The sequence below is a fragment of the Peribacillus loiseleuriae genome (assembly GCF_001183985.1).
Classification (GTDB): domain Bacteria; phylum Bacillota; class Bacilli; order Bacillales; family DSM-1321; genus Peribacillus; species Peribacillus loiseleuriae.
Map to the genome: position 1 here is coordinate 1690130 of NZ_LFZW01000001.1, position 15627 is coordinate 1705756.

The 15627-nt window shown below is 36.9% G+C and carries 16 protein-coding genes; all 16 read left to right on the top strand.

Going from position 1 to position 15627, the window contains the following annotated elements; translation table 11 throughout:
* Positions 1 to 37 precede the first annotated feature (37 nt).
* The 16 genes from fliM to AC625_RS07865 all read left to right on the top strand — a co-directional run bounded on the left by fliM (position 38) and on the right by AC625_RS07865 (position 15396).
* Complete coding sequence (gene fliM / locus AC625_RS07790) at positions 38 to 1036, top strand: flagellar motor switch protein FliM (RefSeq protein ID WP_049680787.1); 999 nt, start codon at positions 38 to 40, stop codon at positions 1034 to 1036.
* Positions 1026 to 2225: a flagellar motor switch phosphatase FliY gene (gene fliY / locus AC625_RS07795; protein ID WP_049680788.1), complete on the top strand. Its 1200-nt coding sequence runs from the start codon at positions 1026 to 1028 to the stop codon at positions 2223 to 2225. The genes fliM and fliY overlap by 11 nt, the downstream gene beginning before the upstream one ends.
* Before the next feature lie 18 nt (positions 2226 to 2243).
* On the top strand, positions 2244 to 2606 hold the full coding sequence (gene cheY / locus AC625_RS07800) for a chemotaxis protein CheY (protein ID WP_049680789.1): 363 nt from the start codon (positions 2244 to 2246) through the stop codon (positions 2604 to 2606).
* 19 nt (positions 2607 to 2625) lie between these two features.
* Entirely contained in the window at positions 2626 to 3294 is a 669-nt protein-coding gene (locus AC625_RS07805) for a flagellar biosynthetic protein FliO (protein WP_049680790.1), read from the top strand.
* Positions 3287 to 3952 carry a flagellar type III secretion system pore protein FliP gene (gene fliP, locus AC625_RS07810; RefSeq protein ID WP_049680791.1) on the top strand — a complete coding sequence of 222 codons (666 nt, stop codon included), beginning with the start codon at positions 3287 to 3289 and terminating at the stop codon, positions 3950 to 3952. Before AC625_RS07805 ends, fliP begins: the two co-directional genes overlap by 8 nt.
* A 12-nt stretch (positions 3953 to 3964) precedes the next feature.
* Positions 3965 to 4234, top strand: coding sequence for a flagellar biosynthesis protein FliQ (fliQ, locus tag AC625_RS07815; RefSeq protein ID WP_049680792.1), 270 nt, complete (start codon positions 3965 to 3967; stop codon positions 4232 to 4234).
* Positions 4235 to 4237: 3 nt separating this feature from the next.
* Complete coding sequence (fliR, locus tag AC625_RS07820; protein ID WP_049680793.1) at positions 4238 to 5014, top strand: flagellar biosynthetic protein FliR; 777 nt, start codon at positions 4238 to 4240, stop codon at positions 5012 to 5014.
* Between the two features lies 1 nt (position 5015).
* Positions 5016 to 6098 carry a flagellar biosynthesis protein FlhB gene (gene flhB, locus AC625_RS07825; protein WP_049680794.1) on the top strand — a complete coding sequence of 361 codons (1083 nt, stop codon included), beginning with the start codon at positions 5016 to 5018 and terminating at the stop codon, positions 6096 to 6098.
* A gap of 249 nt (positions 6099 to 6347) precedes the next feature.
* Positions 6348 to 8384 carry a flagellar biosynthesis protein FlhA gene (gene flhA / locus AC625_RS07830; protein ID WP_049680795.1) on the top strand — a complete coding sequence of 679 codons (2037 nt, stop codon included), beginning with the start codon at positions 6348 to 6350 and terminating at the stop codon, positions 8382 to 8384.
* Entirely contained in the window at positions 8381 to 9553 is a 1173-nt protein-coding gene (gene flhF / locus AC625_RS07835) for a flagellar biosynthesis GTPase FlhF (RefSeq protein WP_049680796.1), read from the top strand. The genes flhA and flhF overlap by 4 nt, the downstream gene beginning before the upstream one ends.
* Entirely contained in the window at positions 9546 to 10412 is an 867-nt protein-coding gene (locus AC625_RS07840) for a MinD/ParA family protein (RefSeq protein ID WP_049680797.1), read from the top strand. The genes flhF and AC625_RS07840 overlap by 8 nt, the downstream gene beginning before the upstream one ends.
* Before the next feature lie 9 nt (positions 10413 to 10421).
* A complete protein-coding gene (locus AC625_RS07845; RefSeq protein ID WP_049680798.1) occupies positions 10422 to 11519 on the top strand; it encodes a protein-glutamate methylesterase/protein-glutamine glutaminase in 1098 nt (365 codons plus the stop codon).
* A gap of 18 nt (positions 11520 to 11537) precedes the next feature.
* Positions 11538 to 13589 (top strand): chemotaxis protein CheA, encoded by a 2052-nt coding sequence (locus AC625_RS07850; RefSeq protein ID WP_049680799.1) that lies wholly within the window; start codon positions 11538 to 11540, stop codon positions 13587 to 13589.
* 200 nt (positions 13590 to 13789) lie between these two features.
* Complete coding sequence (locus tag AC625_RS07855; protein WP_049680800.1) at positions 13790 to 14263, top strand: chemotaxis protein CheW; 474 nt, start codon at positions 13790 to 13792, stop codon at positions 14261 to 14263.
* 4 nt (positions 14264 to 14267) lie between these two features.
* Entirely contained in the window at positions 14268 to 14906 is a 639-nt protein-coding gene (locus tag AC625_RS07860) for a chemotaxis protein CheC (protein WP_049680801.1), read from the top strand.
* Complete coding sequence (locus AC625_RS07865; protein ID WP_049680802.1) at positions 14899 to 15396, top strand: chemotaxis protein CheD; 498 nt, start codon at positions 14899 to 14901, stop codon at positions 15394 to 15396. The genes AC625_RS07860 and AC625_RS07865 overlap by 8 nt, the downstream gene beginning before the upstream one ends.
* Positions 15397 to 15627 lie beyond the last annotated feature (231 nt).

Genomic DNA, 15627 nt, shown 5'->3' on the forward strand with positions numbered 1-15627 from the left:
GAACGAATTTGAAGGAGGAATTTGGGAGGTGAAATAATTGTCAGGTGAAATACTGTCACAAAATGAAATTGATGCCCTTCTCTCGGCACTTTCAACAGGTGAGAAGGATGCGGATGAATTAAAAAAAGAAGAATCTGAGAAAAAAGTAAAAGTATATGACTTCAAACGTGCTTTACGATTTTCAAAGGATCAAATAAGGAGTTTAACTAGAGTTCATGAAAACTTTGCTCGCCTATTAACGACATATTTCTCGGCTCAGCTAAGAACGTATGTGCAAATAACTGTTGCTTCTGCAGATCAAATTCCTTATGAAGAATTTATTCGCTCGATTTCGAAGATGACCATTTTAAACGTTTTTGAGGTTCCCCCATTAGATGGAAGAATAATTATGGAAGTCAATTCTCATATTGCTTATGCTATGATGGATCGGGTACTGGGCGGTAAAGGCGTAAGTGTTAATAAAGTAGAAAATCTTACTGAAATTGAAACGAGAATTATGTCGAATCTATTTGAAAATGGCTTTGAGAATTTTCAAGAGGCATGGGCAGGTATATCAGAGATTGAACCTGTGTTAACAGATTTCGAAGTGAATCCGCAGTTCTTGCAAATGGTTTCTCCAAATGAGACTGTTGTCGTAATATCCCTTAATACCCAAATCGGAGAAACTTCAGGGATGATTAATATTTGTATTCCTCATGTTACACTAGAACCAATTATTCCGAAGCTTTCCGTTCATTATTGGATGCAGAATACGAAGAAAGAACGTTTATCTGGAGAAGTTGAAGTACTTGAGGAAAGAATAAAAAATAGCGAGCTACCGATTATAGCTGAATTAGGTGGGACAGACATTTCGATTCAAGATTTTCTACATCTTGATATTGGAGATGTTATTCAATTGAATAAGCCGATTGAAGAACCGTTGAGCATCAAGATTGATGAAGTTCCCAAATATGTAGCTCAGCCAGGAAAAGTAGGTAAGAAATTAGCCATTCAAATTCTTGATTACATAAAGGGGGGAGACGAAGATGGTAGGTGATGGAATGCTTTCACAAGACGAAATCGATGCTCTATTAAAAGGAACAGATGATCAATTAAGTAAGAAAAGCGAACCCCAAATTGATGAATACCTATCTTTCATGGAGCAAGATGCTTTAGGGGAGATTGGAAATATCTCATTTGGTAGTTCAGCAACTGCATTGTCTACTTTATTAAATCAAAAAGTCGATATTACGACGCCGACGGTAACTATGATAGAAAAAAGTAAACTTGCAGAGGAATTTCCTCATCCATATGTAGCCATTCAAGTCAATTATACAGAAGGTTTTTCTGGAGGCAATCTTCTTGTTATTCAACAAAGTGATGCTGCGATCATTGCGGATCTCATGCTCGGTGGAACAGGAGTTAATATACCTGACATGTTGGATGAAATTCAGTTAAGTGCAGTTCAAGAAGCAATGAACCAGATGATGGGCTCTGCGGCAACTTCAATGTCTACTGTGTTTAGTAAAAGAGTAGACATTTCACCGCCAAGTCTAGAATTGATTAATTTTATAGAAGGGCAAGGCGGAGACGCAATTCCTGACGATGATCTCATCGTGAGAATTTCTTTTCGACTTTTAGTTGGTAATTTAATAGATTCTAATATTATGCAGTTATTACCATTGAAATTTGCGAAAGAATTAGTTGCAGAATTATTAAATCCAGCACAGCCAGTTCCTGATTCATATGCTTATCAGGAGGAAGCTACGCAAACGAATCATACACAAGAACCAGTTGAACAGGGGTATTATTCTGAACATACAAATTCTCAAACTCAGCAACCAGGAAGTGTACCGACGCCAAGTTATCATGTTCCACAACAATCCGGTCCACAGCATTTAGGATCAGGATCTCATGCACAGCCAGTAAATGTACAACCTGCTAGCTTTACTAGCTTTCAAAACTATCAAATGCAAGAATCAGAAGCTAAAAATTTAGATATGCTATTGGATATTCCGCTACAGGTAACAGTTGAGCTTGGAAGGACAAAACGTTCAATCAAAGAAATTTTGGAACTATCATCAGGGTCGATTGTCGAACTTGATAAACTAGCTGGAGAACCAGTGGATATTTTGGTAAATAACCGATTAATAGCACAAGGTGAAGTAGTAGTCATTGATGAAAACTTTGGAGTTAGAGTGACTGATATTGTCAGTCAAACGGACCGACTAAAAAAACTCAGATAAATTGGAGGAAATTGAATTATGGCTCATAGAATTTTGATTGTTGATGATGCGGCATTTATGAGAATGATGATTAAAGACATATTGTCGAAAAATGGTTTTGAGATTGTTGGAGAAGCAGCAGATGGTGCACAGGCAGTTGAGAAATACCGCGAGCTACAGCCTGATCTTGTCACAATGGATATTACAATGCCTGAAATGGATGGAATTACGGCCTTAAAAGAAATTAAAGCGATCAACCCTGCAGCAAAAGTAATTATGTGTTCTGCCATGGGGCAGCAGGCAATGGTCATTGATGCCATTCAAGCAGGTGCACGGGATTTCATTGTAAAGCCATTCCAAGCAGATCGTGTACTTGAAGCAATTAATAAAACATTAAGCTAACAAATAAGAGGGTGTCATTTTGTTTTCTGTTAAAAAGTGGATTGCTATCCTAATAATAATTTTCGGGATGATAAGTTTCCAGGGGCAAATTTCTGCGGAAGATCTTACTAATCAAACCGTAAAAGATGCTTATAGTAAGCCTGAGAAACCAAATGATATAAAAGAAACAGAACAAGATATAAAACAAAAGGACGATGCAAAAATTGAAAGCTCCCCAAGTAAGGAGCTTTCAATTTTAGACTTAGTTCGAGTAGTTGTTGCTATTATTTTTGTTGTAATTTTACTCTACGGATTACTTTGGTTTATGAATAAAAGAAATAAAGCCTTTCAAAAAGCTAATTTTGTTGAAAATCTTGGCGGTACTAGTCTAGGTTCTAATCGCTCTGTGCAGATTGTAAAAGTGGGCAGGCGAATCCTTGTTGTAGGTGTTGGTGAAAATATTTCTCTGTTAAAAGAGATTGAAAATCAAGAGGAATATGAAGAAGTAATCAAAAATCATAATGAGAAAATGGATAATATGATGGTTCCGAGAGATATCATAACCAAAATGAAAGAAAAATGGGGGGGAAAAGAAAATAAATCCCATGATTTTTCATCTCAATTAAACAAGCAGCTTAAAGAACTGGAGAAAACAAGAAAAGAAGCATTAGGTGAGCTTGATAAAAAGGAGAGAGACCTGAATGAATGAATTTATGCAGCTATTCAATAGCGGTGATCCAGCAAATGTCTCGACTTCAATAAGACTCATTCTTTTGCTCACTGTATTATCTCTTGCTCCGAGTATCCTAATCCTAATGACTTGTTTTGCAAGAATTGTGATCGTCTTAAGCTTCGTCCGAACAGCACTAGCTACTCAACAAATGCCTCCGAACCAAGTACTTATTGGACTTGCTTTATTCATGACATTTTTCATTATGGCTCCCACATTCCAGGAAGTGAATGAGGTTGCATTAACCCCTTTATTTGCAGAAGAAATTAATTTAGAGGAAGCGTATGACCTTGCAGCTAGCCCGTTTAAAGAGTTTATGAGTGAACATACACGACAAAAGGATCTCGCATTATTCTTAGATTATGCAGGGATAGAAAAACCTGAAACGATACAAGATATTCCACTAACCGCGCTTGTTCCAGCCTATGCAATTAGTGAAATGAAGACAGCCTTTCAAATTGGTTTCATGATTTTTATTCCTTTTTTAGTTATTGATATGATTGTAGCGAGTATTCTTATGTCTATGGGAATGATGATGCTGCCTCCAGTCATGATTTCACTACCCTTCAAGATTCTTCTATTTATATTGGTAGATGGCTGGTATTTAGTCGTGAAATCACTATTACAAAGTTTTTAAGTAGGTGAAGTAATGAACGAAGATTTTGTTGTAAAAGTGGCTGAACAAGGGATTTATACGGTATTAATTGTTTGTGGACCTTTACTTTTGATTGCGCTTGGAATTGGTCTGGCAGTTAGTATTTTTCAAGCAACAACGCAAATTCAAGAACAAACACTAGCTTTTGTACCAAAAATTGTTGCTGTATTGCTAGGACTGGTGTTTTTAGCACCATGGATGTTAAGTCATTTACTATCTTATACAAGTGAAATATTTAATAATTTAAATAGATTTGTAGGTTAAACGATGCAAGAATTATTGCCGCACTTTCCAGCTTTTTTATTAGTTTTAGTACGCGTTACAGTTTTTTTTGTAACCATGCCTATTTTTTCACATCGTACATTGCCGACCACATTTCGAATAGGAATCAGTTTTTTCCTAGCTTGGATTATGTACTATACCGTCGATCCATCCATTCTAGTGATTGATGGTGCATACATGCTTCTCATTCTGAAAGAAGCAATCATTGGATTAGTGATTGGGCTTGTCGCTAATATGATTATGGCAGCGATTCAAATTGCTGGAGGGTTTATCGATTTTCAGATGGGTTTTGCTATTGCGAATGTAATCGATCCTCAAACTGGGGCACAAAGTCCTCTAACTGGGCAATATTTATACACGATATCGTTATTATTTTTATTAGCAACGAATGGACACCATCTTCTTTTGGATGGAATTTATTATAGCTATCAATTTATCCCAATTGATCAAGTACTCATTCCATTTGGTGATGAAAACTTGATAGAATTTATTATAAAGGCATTTAGCCAGGTGTTTCTTATTGCTTTGCAAATGTCGATTCCTGTTGTCGGAAGTTTGTTTTTGGTCGATATAGGCCTTGGTATAGTTGCAAGAACAGTGCCGCAGTTAAATATATTCGTTGTTGGAGTTCCTGTGAAAATGCTTGTTAGTTTTCTTGTGCTAATGATTGTCATGGGCATGATGATGATAGTCGTTCAACATTTGTTTGAATATTTACTTGTCATTATGAGAGGTTTGATGCAGTTGATAGGAGGAGCATAGTATGAATGGACTCCGTCTGAACTTACAGTTTTTTGCCGGAGAGAAAACAGAAAAGGCCACTCCTAAAAAAAAGCAGGATTCACGGAAAAAAGGACAAGTTGCGAAGAGTCAGGATGTTAATACGGCGATAAATTTGCTTGCTGTATTTCTTCTTTTGCTTTTCATCGGTCCTTATATGTTGGGGAAAATATCTAGCTTACTTAGTGAATTTTTGCAAAATTCGATGCTTGTTCAAGTTACTGAAGACAGTGCCCCATTATTATTGGTAGAAGTGTTAAAAGAAATGGGTCTTATCTTAGCTCCTATACTGGCAGCCGCTTTAATCGCAGGTATAGCAGCAAATTATATGCAAATAGGATTTATGTTTTCTACAGAAACGATACAGCTAAAACTTGAAAAATTAGATCCAATTAAAGGATTTAAACGTATATTTTCAATTCGGGCCATTGTCGAATTACTAAAATCAATTTTAAAAATATCAGTAGTAGGCTTAGTTACCTTTTTTGTTATTTGGCAGAGAATAGATGAAATTATGATTTTGTCAAAAAAGTCAATAGGGAATGCCATGACAACTTTAGCCGATATTACGGTGAAGGTTGGAATTTATGCGAGTATTGCCTTATTGATTTTATCACTATTAGACTATCTTTATCAGAAATATGACTATGAAAAAAATATCCGGATGTCTAAACAAGATATTAAGGATGAATATAAAAATATAGAAGGCGACCCGCTTATTAAATCTAAGATTAAACAAAAACAGCGTGAAATGGCGATGCAGCGTATGATGCAAGAAGTACCTAAGGCAGATGTCGTGATTACAAATCCGACACATTATGCAATTGCCTTAAAATATGATGATCAAAAATCCGCTGCACCTTATGTGATTGCGATGGGAGTAGATTTTGTCGCACAGAAGATTAAATATGTTGCAAAAGAAAATGATGTAGTAATGGTTGAAAATCGCCCTTTGGCAAGATCTCTTTATGATCAAACGGAGATTGGACAGGCGATTCCTGAAGAGTTCTTTAAAGCGGTCGCGGAAATACTTGCTTTTGTTTATAAAACAAAGGGGAAAATTTAAGTCATGTAATGGATTTTGGTGTCAAGTGAGTCTGCCATCTGGCAGAGTTTATCTTAAAGTGTGTGTTCAAAAAGGAGGATAAAAAGAGCCGAGAAGTTCGAGGAGCGATTGCCTCTAGATCTGTGCGTATACAGTAATACGTGAGGTCCGTAGAGACAGAGCTTTGATATAATTCGCAAGCTTTTTTTACCGGACTTTTTGAACAACCTCTTAAAGGGCGCTTACGCTTTTCTGATAGGAGAGAAGAATATGTCTGCAAGAGATTTACCGGTATTAGTAGGAGTCATAATGATCGTGGCCATGCTGATTATACCGTTGCCAACCTGGTTATTAAGTGTCTTAATATTAGTGAATATAGCACTTGCTTTGATGGTTTTGCTTATGTCAATGAACATGAAGGAAGCATTGGAATTTTCAATATTTCCGTCACTATTATTGATTTTGACACTGTTTAGATTAGGGTTGAATGTATCAACAACAAGGGCTATTTTGTCACATGGGGAAGCAGGCGGAGTCGTTGAAACATTTGGAACGTTTGTCGTCGGAGGCAATGTCCTTGTAGGTCTTGTTGTCTTCATGATTTTAGTTATTATTAATTTTCTTGTTATTACGAAAGGTTCAGAGCGTGTATCTGAGGTGGCAGCTAGATTTACATTAGATGCGATGCCAGGTAAACAAATGAGTATTGATGCAGACTTGAATGCTGGCATGATCTCTGAAATAGAAGCAAGAGAGAGACGTGAAAAGGTAAGTAGAGAAGCTGACTTTTACGGATCGATGGACGGTGCGAGTAAATTTGTAAAAGGTGATGCGATTGCTGGAATCATTATGGTAATTATCAACCTTGTTTTTGGAATATTGATTGGTGTCGTACAACTAGGTCTAGCATTTGGAGAAGCAGCCACTCACTTTTCCATGCTTACAGTTGGTGACGGATTGGTCAGTCAAATTCCAGCGCTTATGATATCAACAGCTACTGGTATAGTGGTGACAAGAGCAGCATCTACTGGGAATTTAAGTTCGGACATCATGTCACAACTTTTTGCCTATCCTAGTCTGTTATATGTGACAGCAGGTACGATGTTTTTACTCGGTTTGTTTACGCCGATTCCTGATATATTAACGATTCCATTAGCTGCATTATTCGCATTTGGAGGGTATAAAATATCGAAAACTCCTAAAAAAGATGAAGTGGAGTTCCAAGAATCAGAAGAAGAGTTGCAAGCAGATGAAATGAAGAGTCCTGAGAGTGTTGTAAGTTTACTAAGTGTCGATCCGATTGAATTTGAATTTGGATATGGCTTAATTCCGCTTGCAGATACGAATCAAGGCGGTGATCTTCTTGATCGTGTGGTCATGATTAGAAGGCAGCTGGCGATTGAAATGGGGTTAGTTATCCCGGTCGTTCGAATTCGTGATAATATTCAGCTGAATCCTAATGAATACCGATTAAAGATAAAAGGCAATGAAATGGCTAGGGGAGAACTTTTACTGGATCATTATTTAGCTATGAGCCCTGGAATTGAAGATGATTCGATTGAAGGCATTGACACAGTAGAGCCGTCATTCGGACTGCCTGCTAAATGGATTTCAGAGGATATGAAGGAACATGCGGAGATGATGGGTTATACAGTCGTTGACCCTCCAAGTGTTGTTTCAACTCATATTACTGAAGTGATTAAAACGAATGCTCATGAACTTCTTGGCAGACAGGAAACAAAACAATTGATTGATCATTTGCATGATTCTGCTCCTATCCTGGTGGATGAAGTGACACCAAGCCCATTAACCATAGGTGATGTACAAAAAGTACTAGCAAAGTTGCTTCGTGAAAAGGTGTCGATTCGCAATTTGCCGATTATTTTCGAAACATTGGCTGATTATGGTAGGATTTCTTCTGATACTGATTTGCTGACTGAGTATGTCAGGCAAAATCTTGCAAGGCAAATAACGAGTACGTTTACGATTCCAGGAGAGAGCCTAAAAGTTATCACGCTATCGGGAAGAATTGAAAAGCTTATTGCAGATGGTGTTCAGCAAACAGAACATGGAAACTTCTTATCGCTTGACCCAAATGATTCCCAAGCCATTTTAGAATCAACTGCATCTAAATTAGAAGAATTGACATTAATGGAACAAACGCCAATTGTTCTTTGTTCACCTGCAGTTCGAATGTATGTAAGACAATTAATGGAAAGGTATTTCCCACAAGTGCCAATCCTTTCTTATAATGAGCTAGAGTCTAATGTAGAGGTACAAAGCGTAGGGGTGGTGAATGTGGATTGAATGTAAAAAGATATCACGCTGAGTCTATGACAAAGGCTATCAAGATGGTTCGCGATGAATTAGGAAATGATGCTGTTATTTTGAGTTCCAAGCCCATTTTCACCGGTGGCTTTTTAGGGATGTTTAGGAAGAGGAGCATCGAAGTTTTTGCTGCAGTGGATCCACAAATTAAACCTGCACCAGCAGTCACAAAGCAAAAGATTAAGAAGGTTCCTTTAAAAGCTACGGAAGCAGTATCTGAAGACAATCGTCAAGTTGAGGCATTAGCGATGCAAAAGTCAGAACCCACGCATACATCTATTGAAGTAATGAAAGAATTGGAAGATTTAAAAACCATGATTAAAGAATTGGAACGGCGCCCGGACATGACATATCCGGAACCTTTACTTCCTGTTTACCAGTTACTTGTTGAACAGGGAGTCGATCAAACGATTCAAAGAGATGTTATGGATCAACTACTAAAAAAGTGGTCCCAGAGTCATGGTGGTTTGGCTGAAGAAGAATTCTCAAATCTAGTAAAAGTAGAGCTATTAAGTCAGTTTTCAAATATTGAAGATTGGGGATTTCATGCAGGAAAAAAATATATGAATATTGTCGGTCCAACAGGAGTAGGAAAGACGACGACCCTTGCGAAAGCTGCCGCACTGTGTATGTTAAAGCAAAATAAAAGAGTTGCTTTTATTACAACAGATACGTATAGAATTGCAGCAATCGATCAATTGAAAACCTATGCTAAGATTCTAAATGTCCCAATTGAAGTGGCATACAATCTGGAAGATTTTCAAAAAGCAATCGAACGTTTTTCCCATTATGATGTTGTCTTCATTGATACGGCAGGACGAAATTTTCGTAATGCAGATTATGTTCGTGACCTTCAGAATATTATTGACTTCTCGGTTGATATGGAAACGTATCTTGTCCTATCTTTAACATCAAAACAAAAGGATATGGACGATATATATCGACAGTTTTCAATGATACCCATTAAACAAGTTATTTTTACAAAGGCAGATGAAACGTCCACTTATGGTGCGATGGTGAATTTCACTATAAGAAATGAAATGGGTGTAGCCTATGTAACAAATGGTCAGAATGTCCCAGATGATATTGAAATGGCTACTCCTCAATTATTGGTGGAAATGATTTTTGGAGAAAAAAACTATGAGTGATCAAGCTGAAAACTTACGGAATTTTATTGAAGAACATGAATATTCTCCATCCTCCAAAACGATTGCTGTGATAAGCGGAAAGGGCGGTGTGGGGAAGTCGAACGTTTCATTAAATTTCGCCATAAATTTAGCGAAACGTGGCAAACGAGTGCTATTGTTCGATATGGATATAGGAATGGGAAATATTGATATATTATTTGGCTATCACTCACCGAATAGTATTATGGATTTTTTTTATGGAAATCTAACAATTAGAGAGACGATTTCATCAGGACCAGAAAATATTTCAATTATTGCTGGTGGTACTGGATTAACGAATTTATTTTCCTTAGATGACGAGCTATTTAACCGGTTTATCGAACAGTTTAATGAGTTACTTCATGAATATGACCTAATCCTGTTTGATATGGGTGCAGGGATTAATGAGGATACGGCTAAATTGCTATTGTGTGTTGACGAGTTAATCGTGATAACAACTCCAGAACCAACTTCCATAACAGACGCTTATTCAGTTATGAAATACATTAATTCAGTAAGCTCTGATATTCCCTTTCATTTAATATGTAATCGGATAGTAGAGGAACAGCAAGGCAAAGAAACAATGAATCGGTTACAAAATGTCATGAGAAAATTTCTACAAAAGGAAATCATCCCACTTGGATATCTTCCAGATGATCGAACGGTTATGCAAGCTGTATCTAAGCAAATCCCTTTTAGCTTATACAATCCAAGTGCCGAAGTTTCTAAGGCGTTGTCAGATATTACCTCTCGATATTTAAATCATTCTGTCTCGGAAAAAATAATGTTTAGGAAAAGTAATTTTCTTGGAAATTTAAAAAAGTTTTTTCTTGGAGGGTAGGCTGTTAACATGAGCAAAATTAAAGTATTAATCGTCGACGATTCTGCATTTATGAGAAAACTAATTAGTGAATTTTTAGCTGAAGATAGTAGGATTGAAGTAATCGGGACAGCAAGAAATGGACGGGATGCTGTGAATAAAATCGAGAAAGAAAAACCGGATGTTATCACATTAGATGTTGAGATGCCTATTATGGATGGTCTAGAGGCATTACAGATTATCATGAAACAAACGCCAACTGCTGTGATTATGCTCTCTAGTACGACAAAAGAAGGTGCTGATAATACGTTAAAAGCAATGGAGATAGGTGCTATTGATTTTATTGCAAAGCCATCAGGTGCTATCTCACTCGATTTATATAAAATTAAAACCGATTTAATCAATAAAATTGTCGCTGCAAGTAAGACCAATGTATCAAAGTTGCAAAAAAACACCTTGAATATTGAAATTATCCAAAGAAGTTCCGATAATTATAGTAAAATAGAACTAGTTCATGATTATAATTTGAGTCCACAGATAAGCGAAAAGTCGCCATTTTCAAAAAAGATCATTGTAATAGGGACTTCTACTGGCGGCCCTAGAGCATTGCAAACCGTTTTAACTCAACTCCCTAAAAATATTGAGGCGCCGATTTTAGTAGTTCAGCATATGCCTCCTGGCTTTACGAAATCACTTGCGAATCGCCTTAACACTTTATCGGAAATTACCGTCAAGGAGGCGGAGGATGGAGAGATTTTAAAAAAAGGAACTGCTTATATTGCACGAGGAGGCCACCATTTAAAAATAAAAAAGGTTGGAATGAGTTTAGCAATCCATACAGATCAATCTCCTATGAGAAATGGGCATCGCCCTTCGGTTGACGTATTATTTGAATCAGTGAGCCGGATCAATGATGTTGAAAAGGTAGCGGTTGTTATGACAGGGATGGGCATGGATGGTGCCAACGGTCTGATCGCTCTCAGTAAATCAGGTAGACTATCCGCGATTGCTGAATCAGAGAAAACATCCATTGTTTTCGGGATGCCTAAAGCGGCTATTGCGACTAATGTAATTAATAAAGTAGCTAATGTGGAAGACATTGCAAAAGCGATTGTGAAATATTGCTAATACGAAAGGCGGATTACTATGGATCTTAACCAATATTTAGAAGTATTCATTGAAGAGAGTAAGGAGCATCTTCAAACTTGTAGTGAACAGTTATTGGAGCTTGAAAAACATCCTCAAGATATAGGAATTGTGAATGAGATTTTTCGATCGGCGCATACGTTAAAAGGGATGTCAGCAACAATGGGATATGAAGATTTAGCCAATTTAACTCACAAAATGGAAAATATCTTAGATGAAATTCGTAATGAAAAAATCCAGCTATCTTCCGAAATATTTGATGTGATTTTTTTAGCAGTTGACGATTTAGAAGCAATGGTTATGAGCATTGCGGAAGGCGGAAATGGAAAAAGGGACGTAAGTGAAGTTGTGGCAAAGTTAGAGATGATTGAGAATGGGGAATCTCTACTTTCCGTCGGTATAGCAGAAGTAGCTGCCGCAGTTGAGATGCCAATTAGTGAGTCTATTGCGAAAAGCGTCTATGATGAATTTGAATTGACGGTTTTACAGCAATCAAAGGAACAAGGTTTTGAAAGTTATGAAATAAAAGTGAGTTTGCGAGAGGATTGTCTTTTGAAAGGCGCTCGCGTATTTATGGTTTTCGAAGTGTTAGAAAAGCTCGGTGAGGTCATAAAATCAGCTCCATCTGTTGATAAACTTGAAGAGGAACAATTTGATCAATCCTTTTGTGTGACAGTTGTGACGAAAGTGTCAGTGGAAGCACTTCAGAAGAAAGTGATGAAAGTTTCTGAGGTCGACGAAGTCATTGTAAGTAAACTAGATTTATCTGAACTGAGAGTAGCAATAAACGAAGAAGTACATAAATTGACAACGAATAAAGAGGATCAAGAAAGCAAAAATGAACCTACTGTACCATCAGCTTCTTCCAAAGATGAAAAAATGAATCATCCTTCTAGTAAGCAGCATAATAAAACAATCAGGGTTAATATTGATCGTCTAGATGTGTTAATGAATCTTTTTGAAGAGCTGGTAATTGACCGGGGAAGATTAGAGCAAATCTCGAAGGAATTAGAAAATACCGAATTAGACGAAACGGTTGAGAGAATGTCAAGGGTAACGGGAGACCTTCAAAATATTATCTTAAATATGAGAATGGTCCCAGTTGAAACCGTCTTTAATCGCTTCCCGAAAATGGTTCGTACATTAACACGAGATCTTCATAAAAAAGTAGCTCTAGAAATCTATGGTGCAGAAACCGAATTAGATCGAACCGTCATTGATGAAATTGGTGACCCAATTGTCCATTTACTCCGTAATGCACTTGATCATGGAATCGAGATGCCTGAGGTGCGAAAAGCGAATGGTAAACCTGAAGAAGGTACCGTCATGTTGAAAGCTTATCATAGTGGAAATCATGTTTTCATCGAACTAAAGGATGATGGTGCAGGGATTAACCGGGAAAAGGTATTGAAAAAGGCGATAGCAAACCAAGTAATTACGGAACAACTTGCTGCAACTCTTACTGATAAACAAGTAAATGAACTGATATTTGCTTCTGGCTTCTCGACAGCAGACCAAATATCTGACGTATCCGGACGAGGAGTAGGATTGGATGTAGTAAAAAGTAAGATTGAAGCTCTTGGTGGAGTGGTTTCCATTGATTCTGTTGAAGGGAAAGGATCGGATTTTCTCATCCAATTACCACTTACATTGTCGATTATTTCTGTTATGCTCGTTGAAATTCAACAGGAGAAATATGCAATTCCGCTTTCATCAATAATTGAAACCGCAATTATCAATAAAACGGATATCATGAATGGTCATAATCAACAAGTAATTGATTTTAGAGGCAAGGTATTACCATTACTCTTCCTAAAAGATATATTTGAAGTTCCTGAAACTATCGATGAAGACGAATATTATTCAGTCATCATTGTTAGAAAAGGCGATAAAATGGCTGGATTAGTTGTAGATTCGTTTATTGGACAACAAGAAATTGTTCTAAAATCTCTTGGTAATTATTTATCCTCTGCTTTTGCGATATCGGGAGCTACTATTTTAGGTGATGGTCAAGTCGCTTTAATTATCGATTGTAACGCCTTAATTAAGTAAAAAGGAATTCAAGTAAATATGTGATTTTTCCAGAAATGATTTGTTCGTATGAGTATGTACAGATTCATAATACATATTTTCTTAAAGTTTTGATCATGAATTTTAATGATAGATTCAAGCAAGTTCAATTAAATAAAAACAATGAGCGGTCTTAACTAGTCTTTTTTACTTGAATACATATAATTTTAGGAGGTTCAAATATGGAGGAAATTGTAACTTCAGAAACGGTGAAGGTCATCGTTTTTCAAATTAAAGATAAAGAATATGTGATTCCTGTCTCCAAAGTTCGTGGAATTGAAAAAATAATGCATATTACCCGTGTTCCAAGATCATTACCATTTGTAAAAGGAGTAATCAATCTTAGGGGTGTGATTACACCTATTATTGATTTACGAGCTCGTTTCGAAATAGAAAAAGCTGAGTATGATGATCGAACAAGAATCATTATTGTGACATTGGATAATATGGAAGCTGGTTTGATCGTAGATTCTGCAAATGATGTGCTGGATATTCCTGAGTCAAGCATAGAACCTCAGCCAGAAGTTATTGGAAATGTAGCGATGGAATATATTAGTGGTGTTGCCAAGGTTGAAAAAAGATTATTAACCTTGCTGAATCTTGATCAGATCCTTAATCAAAATGAAATACATGACTCAGCTGTTAAAGAAGCATAAGGCGATGTCCTATATTGATAAAATCACCTCTGTGCATTTGGATATATTAAAAGAAATTGGGAATATTGGAGCGGGTCATGCTGCTACCTCTCTATCCACGATTCTTGGTAGGAAAATGAATATGAATGTTCCGCATGTGAGAATTCTATCGTTTAATGAAATGATTGAACTGGCTGGTGGACCAGAAACTGTTGTTGCGAGCGTCTTTCTAAGAATTGAAGGAGATGCACAGGGCAATATGTTCTTTATATTACCTTTAGAGCAGGCTGCTCGCTTCATTGAACAAATGACAGGAACAGAAGCGTTCTCCTTTGATCATCTTCCCATTCCTGAATTAGCACTTTCTGCATTATCCGAGTTAGGAAACATTCTCTCAGGCTCTTATTTATCCTCACTATCTGATTTTACTAAATTAAGCCTTTATCCATCTGTTCCTGCTTTATGTATTGACATGGTCGGTGCTACAGTCAGCGCTGGTTTGATTGAATTATCTCAAGTAAGCGACTTTGTTATTGTAGTTGAGACTGCGATTGGAGAGGATGTAGAAAGTTCAACTTTTATTAACGGACACTTCTTTTTTCTATTAGATCCTGAATCCTATGAAATTGTTTTTCATTCATTAGGAGTACCTTTACATGGTTGAATTATCCAATATTATCAAAGTAGGAATTGCTGATATGAATATTGTGCATTCTCCAGCTCTCATACGCACGTCAGGTCTTGGGTCATGTGTCGGTGTGGTTGTATATGATCAATCTAAAGAAATCGCAGGAATGGCACATGTCATGCTTCCAGACTCTTCTTTATCAAAAATGGGTCAAATCAATCATGCAAAATATGCAGATACAGCAATAAAAGAATTAGTGGAGAGAATCGTTCAAGATGGAGCATCAATAAGAAAACTAAAGGCAAAAATTGCTGGTGGATCGCAAATGTTTCAGTTTTCTTCAGGCACAGATTTAATGAGGATAGGACCAAGAAATGTAGAAGCAGTAAAAAAAGAATTAATGGCGTTACGTATACCAATCATGGCTGAAGATGTGGGCGGAAATAGCGGCAGAACAATAGAATTTAATCCAAAAACAAGTTTGCTCAACATTAGAACGGTAAATAAGGGAACTAAAGAGGTATAGAAGCAATAGGTTTCCTCTTTAAGAGTAGGTTTTTTAATCTGTCTTAGTGATCAGCACAAGCAGCCACCCCCTCGAAATTATATGTTAAGCAAGAAATATGCATGTCAAATTGCCACGATTGGGTCATAAGTCACTCCTTCTTGCAAATTGTTTTTTTTCAAGATGTGTCTAGACTCATACGTGTCACCTTGACTATTAAGGGGCTATTAACATAGCTAGATTTTTATAACC

What these genes read in the sequence shown, in the direction of transcription:
- fliY (WP_049680788.1), top strand. Translation starts at nt 1,026, where the DNA reads ATGGTAGGTGATGGAATGCTTTCACAAGACGAAATCGATGCTCTATTA.
- cheY (WP_049680789.1), top strand. Translation starts at nt 2,244, where the DNA reads ATGGCTCATAGAATTTTGATTGTTGATGATGCGGCATTTATGAGAATG.
- fliP (WP_049680791.1), top strand. Translation starts at nt 3,287, where the DNA reads ATGAATGAATTTATGCAGCTATTCAATAGCGGTGATCCAGCAAATGTC.
- fliQ (WP_049680792.1), top strand. Translation starts at nt 3,965, where the DNA reads ATGAACGAAGATTTTGTTGTAAAAGTGGCTGAACAAGGGATTTATACG.
- fliR (WP_049680793.1), top strand. Translation starts at nt 4,238, where the DNA reads ATGCAAGAATTATTGCCGCACTTTCCAGCTTTTTTATTAGTTTTAGTA.
- flhB (WP_049680794.1), top strand. Translation starts at nt 5,016, where the DNA reads ATGAATGGACTCCGTCTGAACTTACAGTTTTTTGCCGGAGAGAAAACA.
- flhA (WP_049680795.1), top strand. Translation starts at nt 6,348, where the DNA reads ATGTCTGCAAGAGATTTACCGGTATTAGTAGGAGTCATAATGATCGTG.
- AC625_RS07840 (WP_049680797.1), top strand. Translation starts at nt 9,546, where the DNA reads ATGAGTGATCAAGCTGAAAACTTACGGAATTTTATTGAAGAACATGAA.
- AC625_RS07845 (WP_049680798.1), top strand. Translation starts at nt 10,422, where the DNA reads ATGAGCAAAATTAAAGTATTAATCGTCGACGATTCTGCATTTATGAGA.
- AC625_RS07850 (WP_049680799.1), top strand. Translation starts at nt 11,538, where the DNA reads ATGGATCTTAACCAATATTTAGAAGTATTCATTGAAGAGAGTAAGGAG.
- AC625_RS07855 (WP_049680800.1), top strand. Translation starts at nt 13,790, where the DNA reads ATGGAGGAAATTGTAACTTCAGAAACGGTGAAGGTCATCGTTTTTCAA.
- AC625_RS07860 (WP_049680801.1), top strand. Translation starts at nt 14,268, where the DNA reads ATGTCCTATATTGATAAAATCACCTCTGTGCATTTGGATATATTAAAA.
- AC625_RS07865 (WP_049680802.1), top strand. Translation starts at nt 14,899, where the DNA reads ATGGTTGAATTATCCAATATTATCAAAGTAGGAATTGCTGATATGAAT.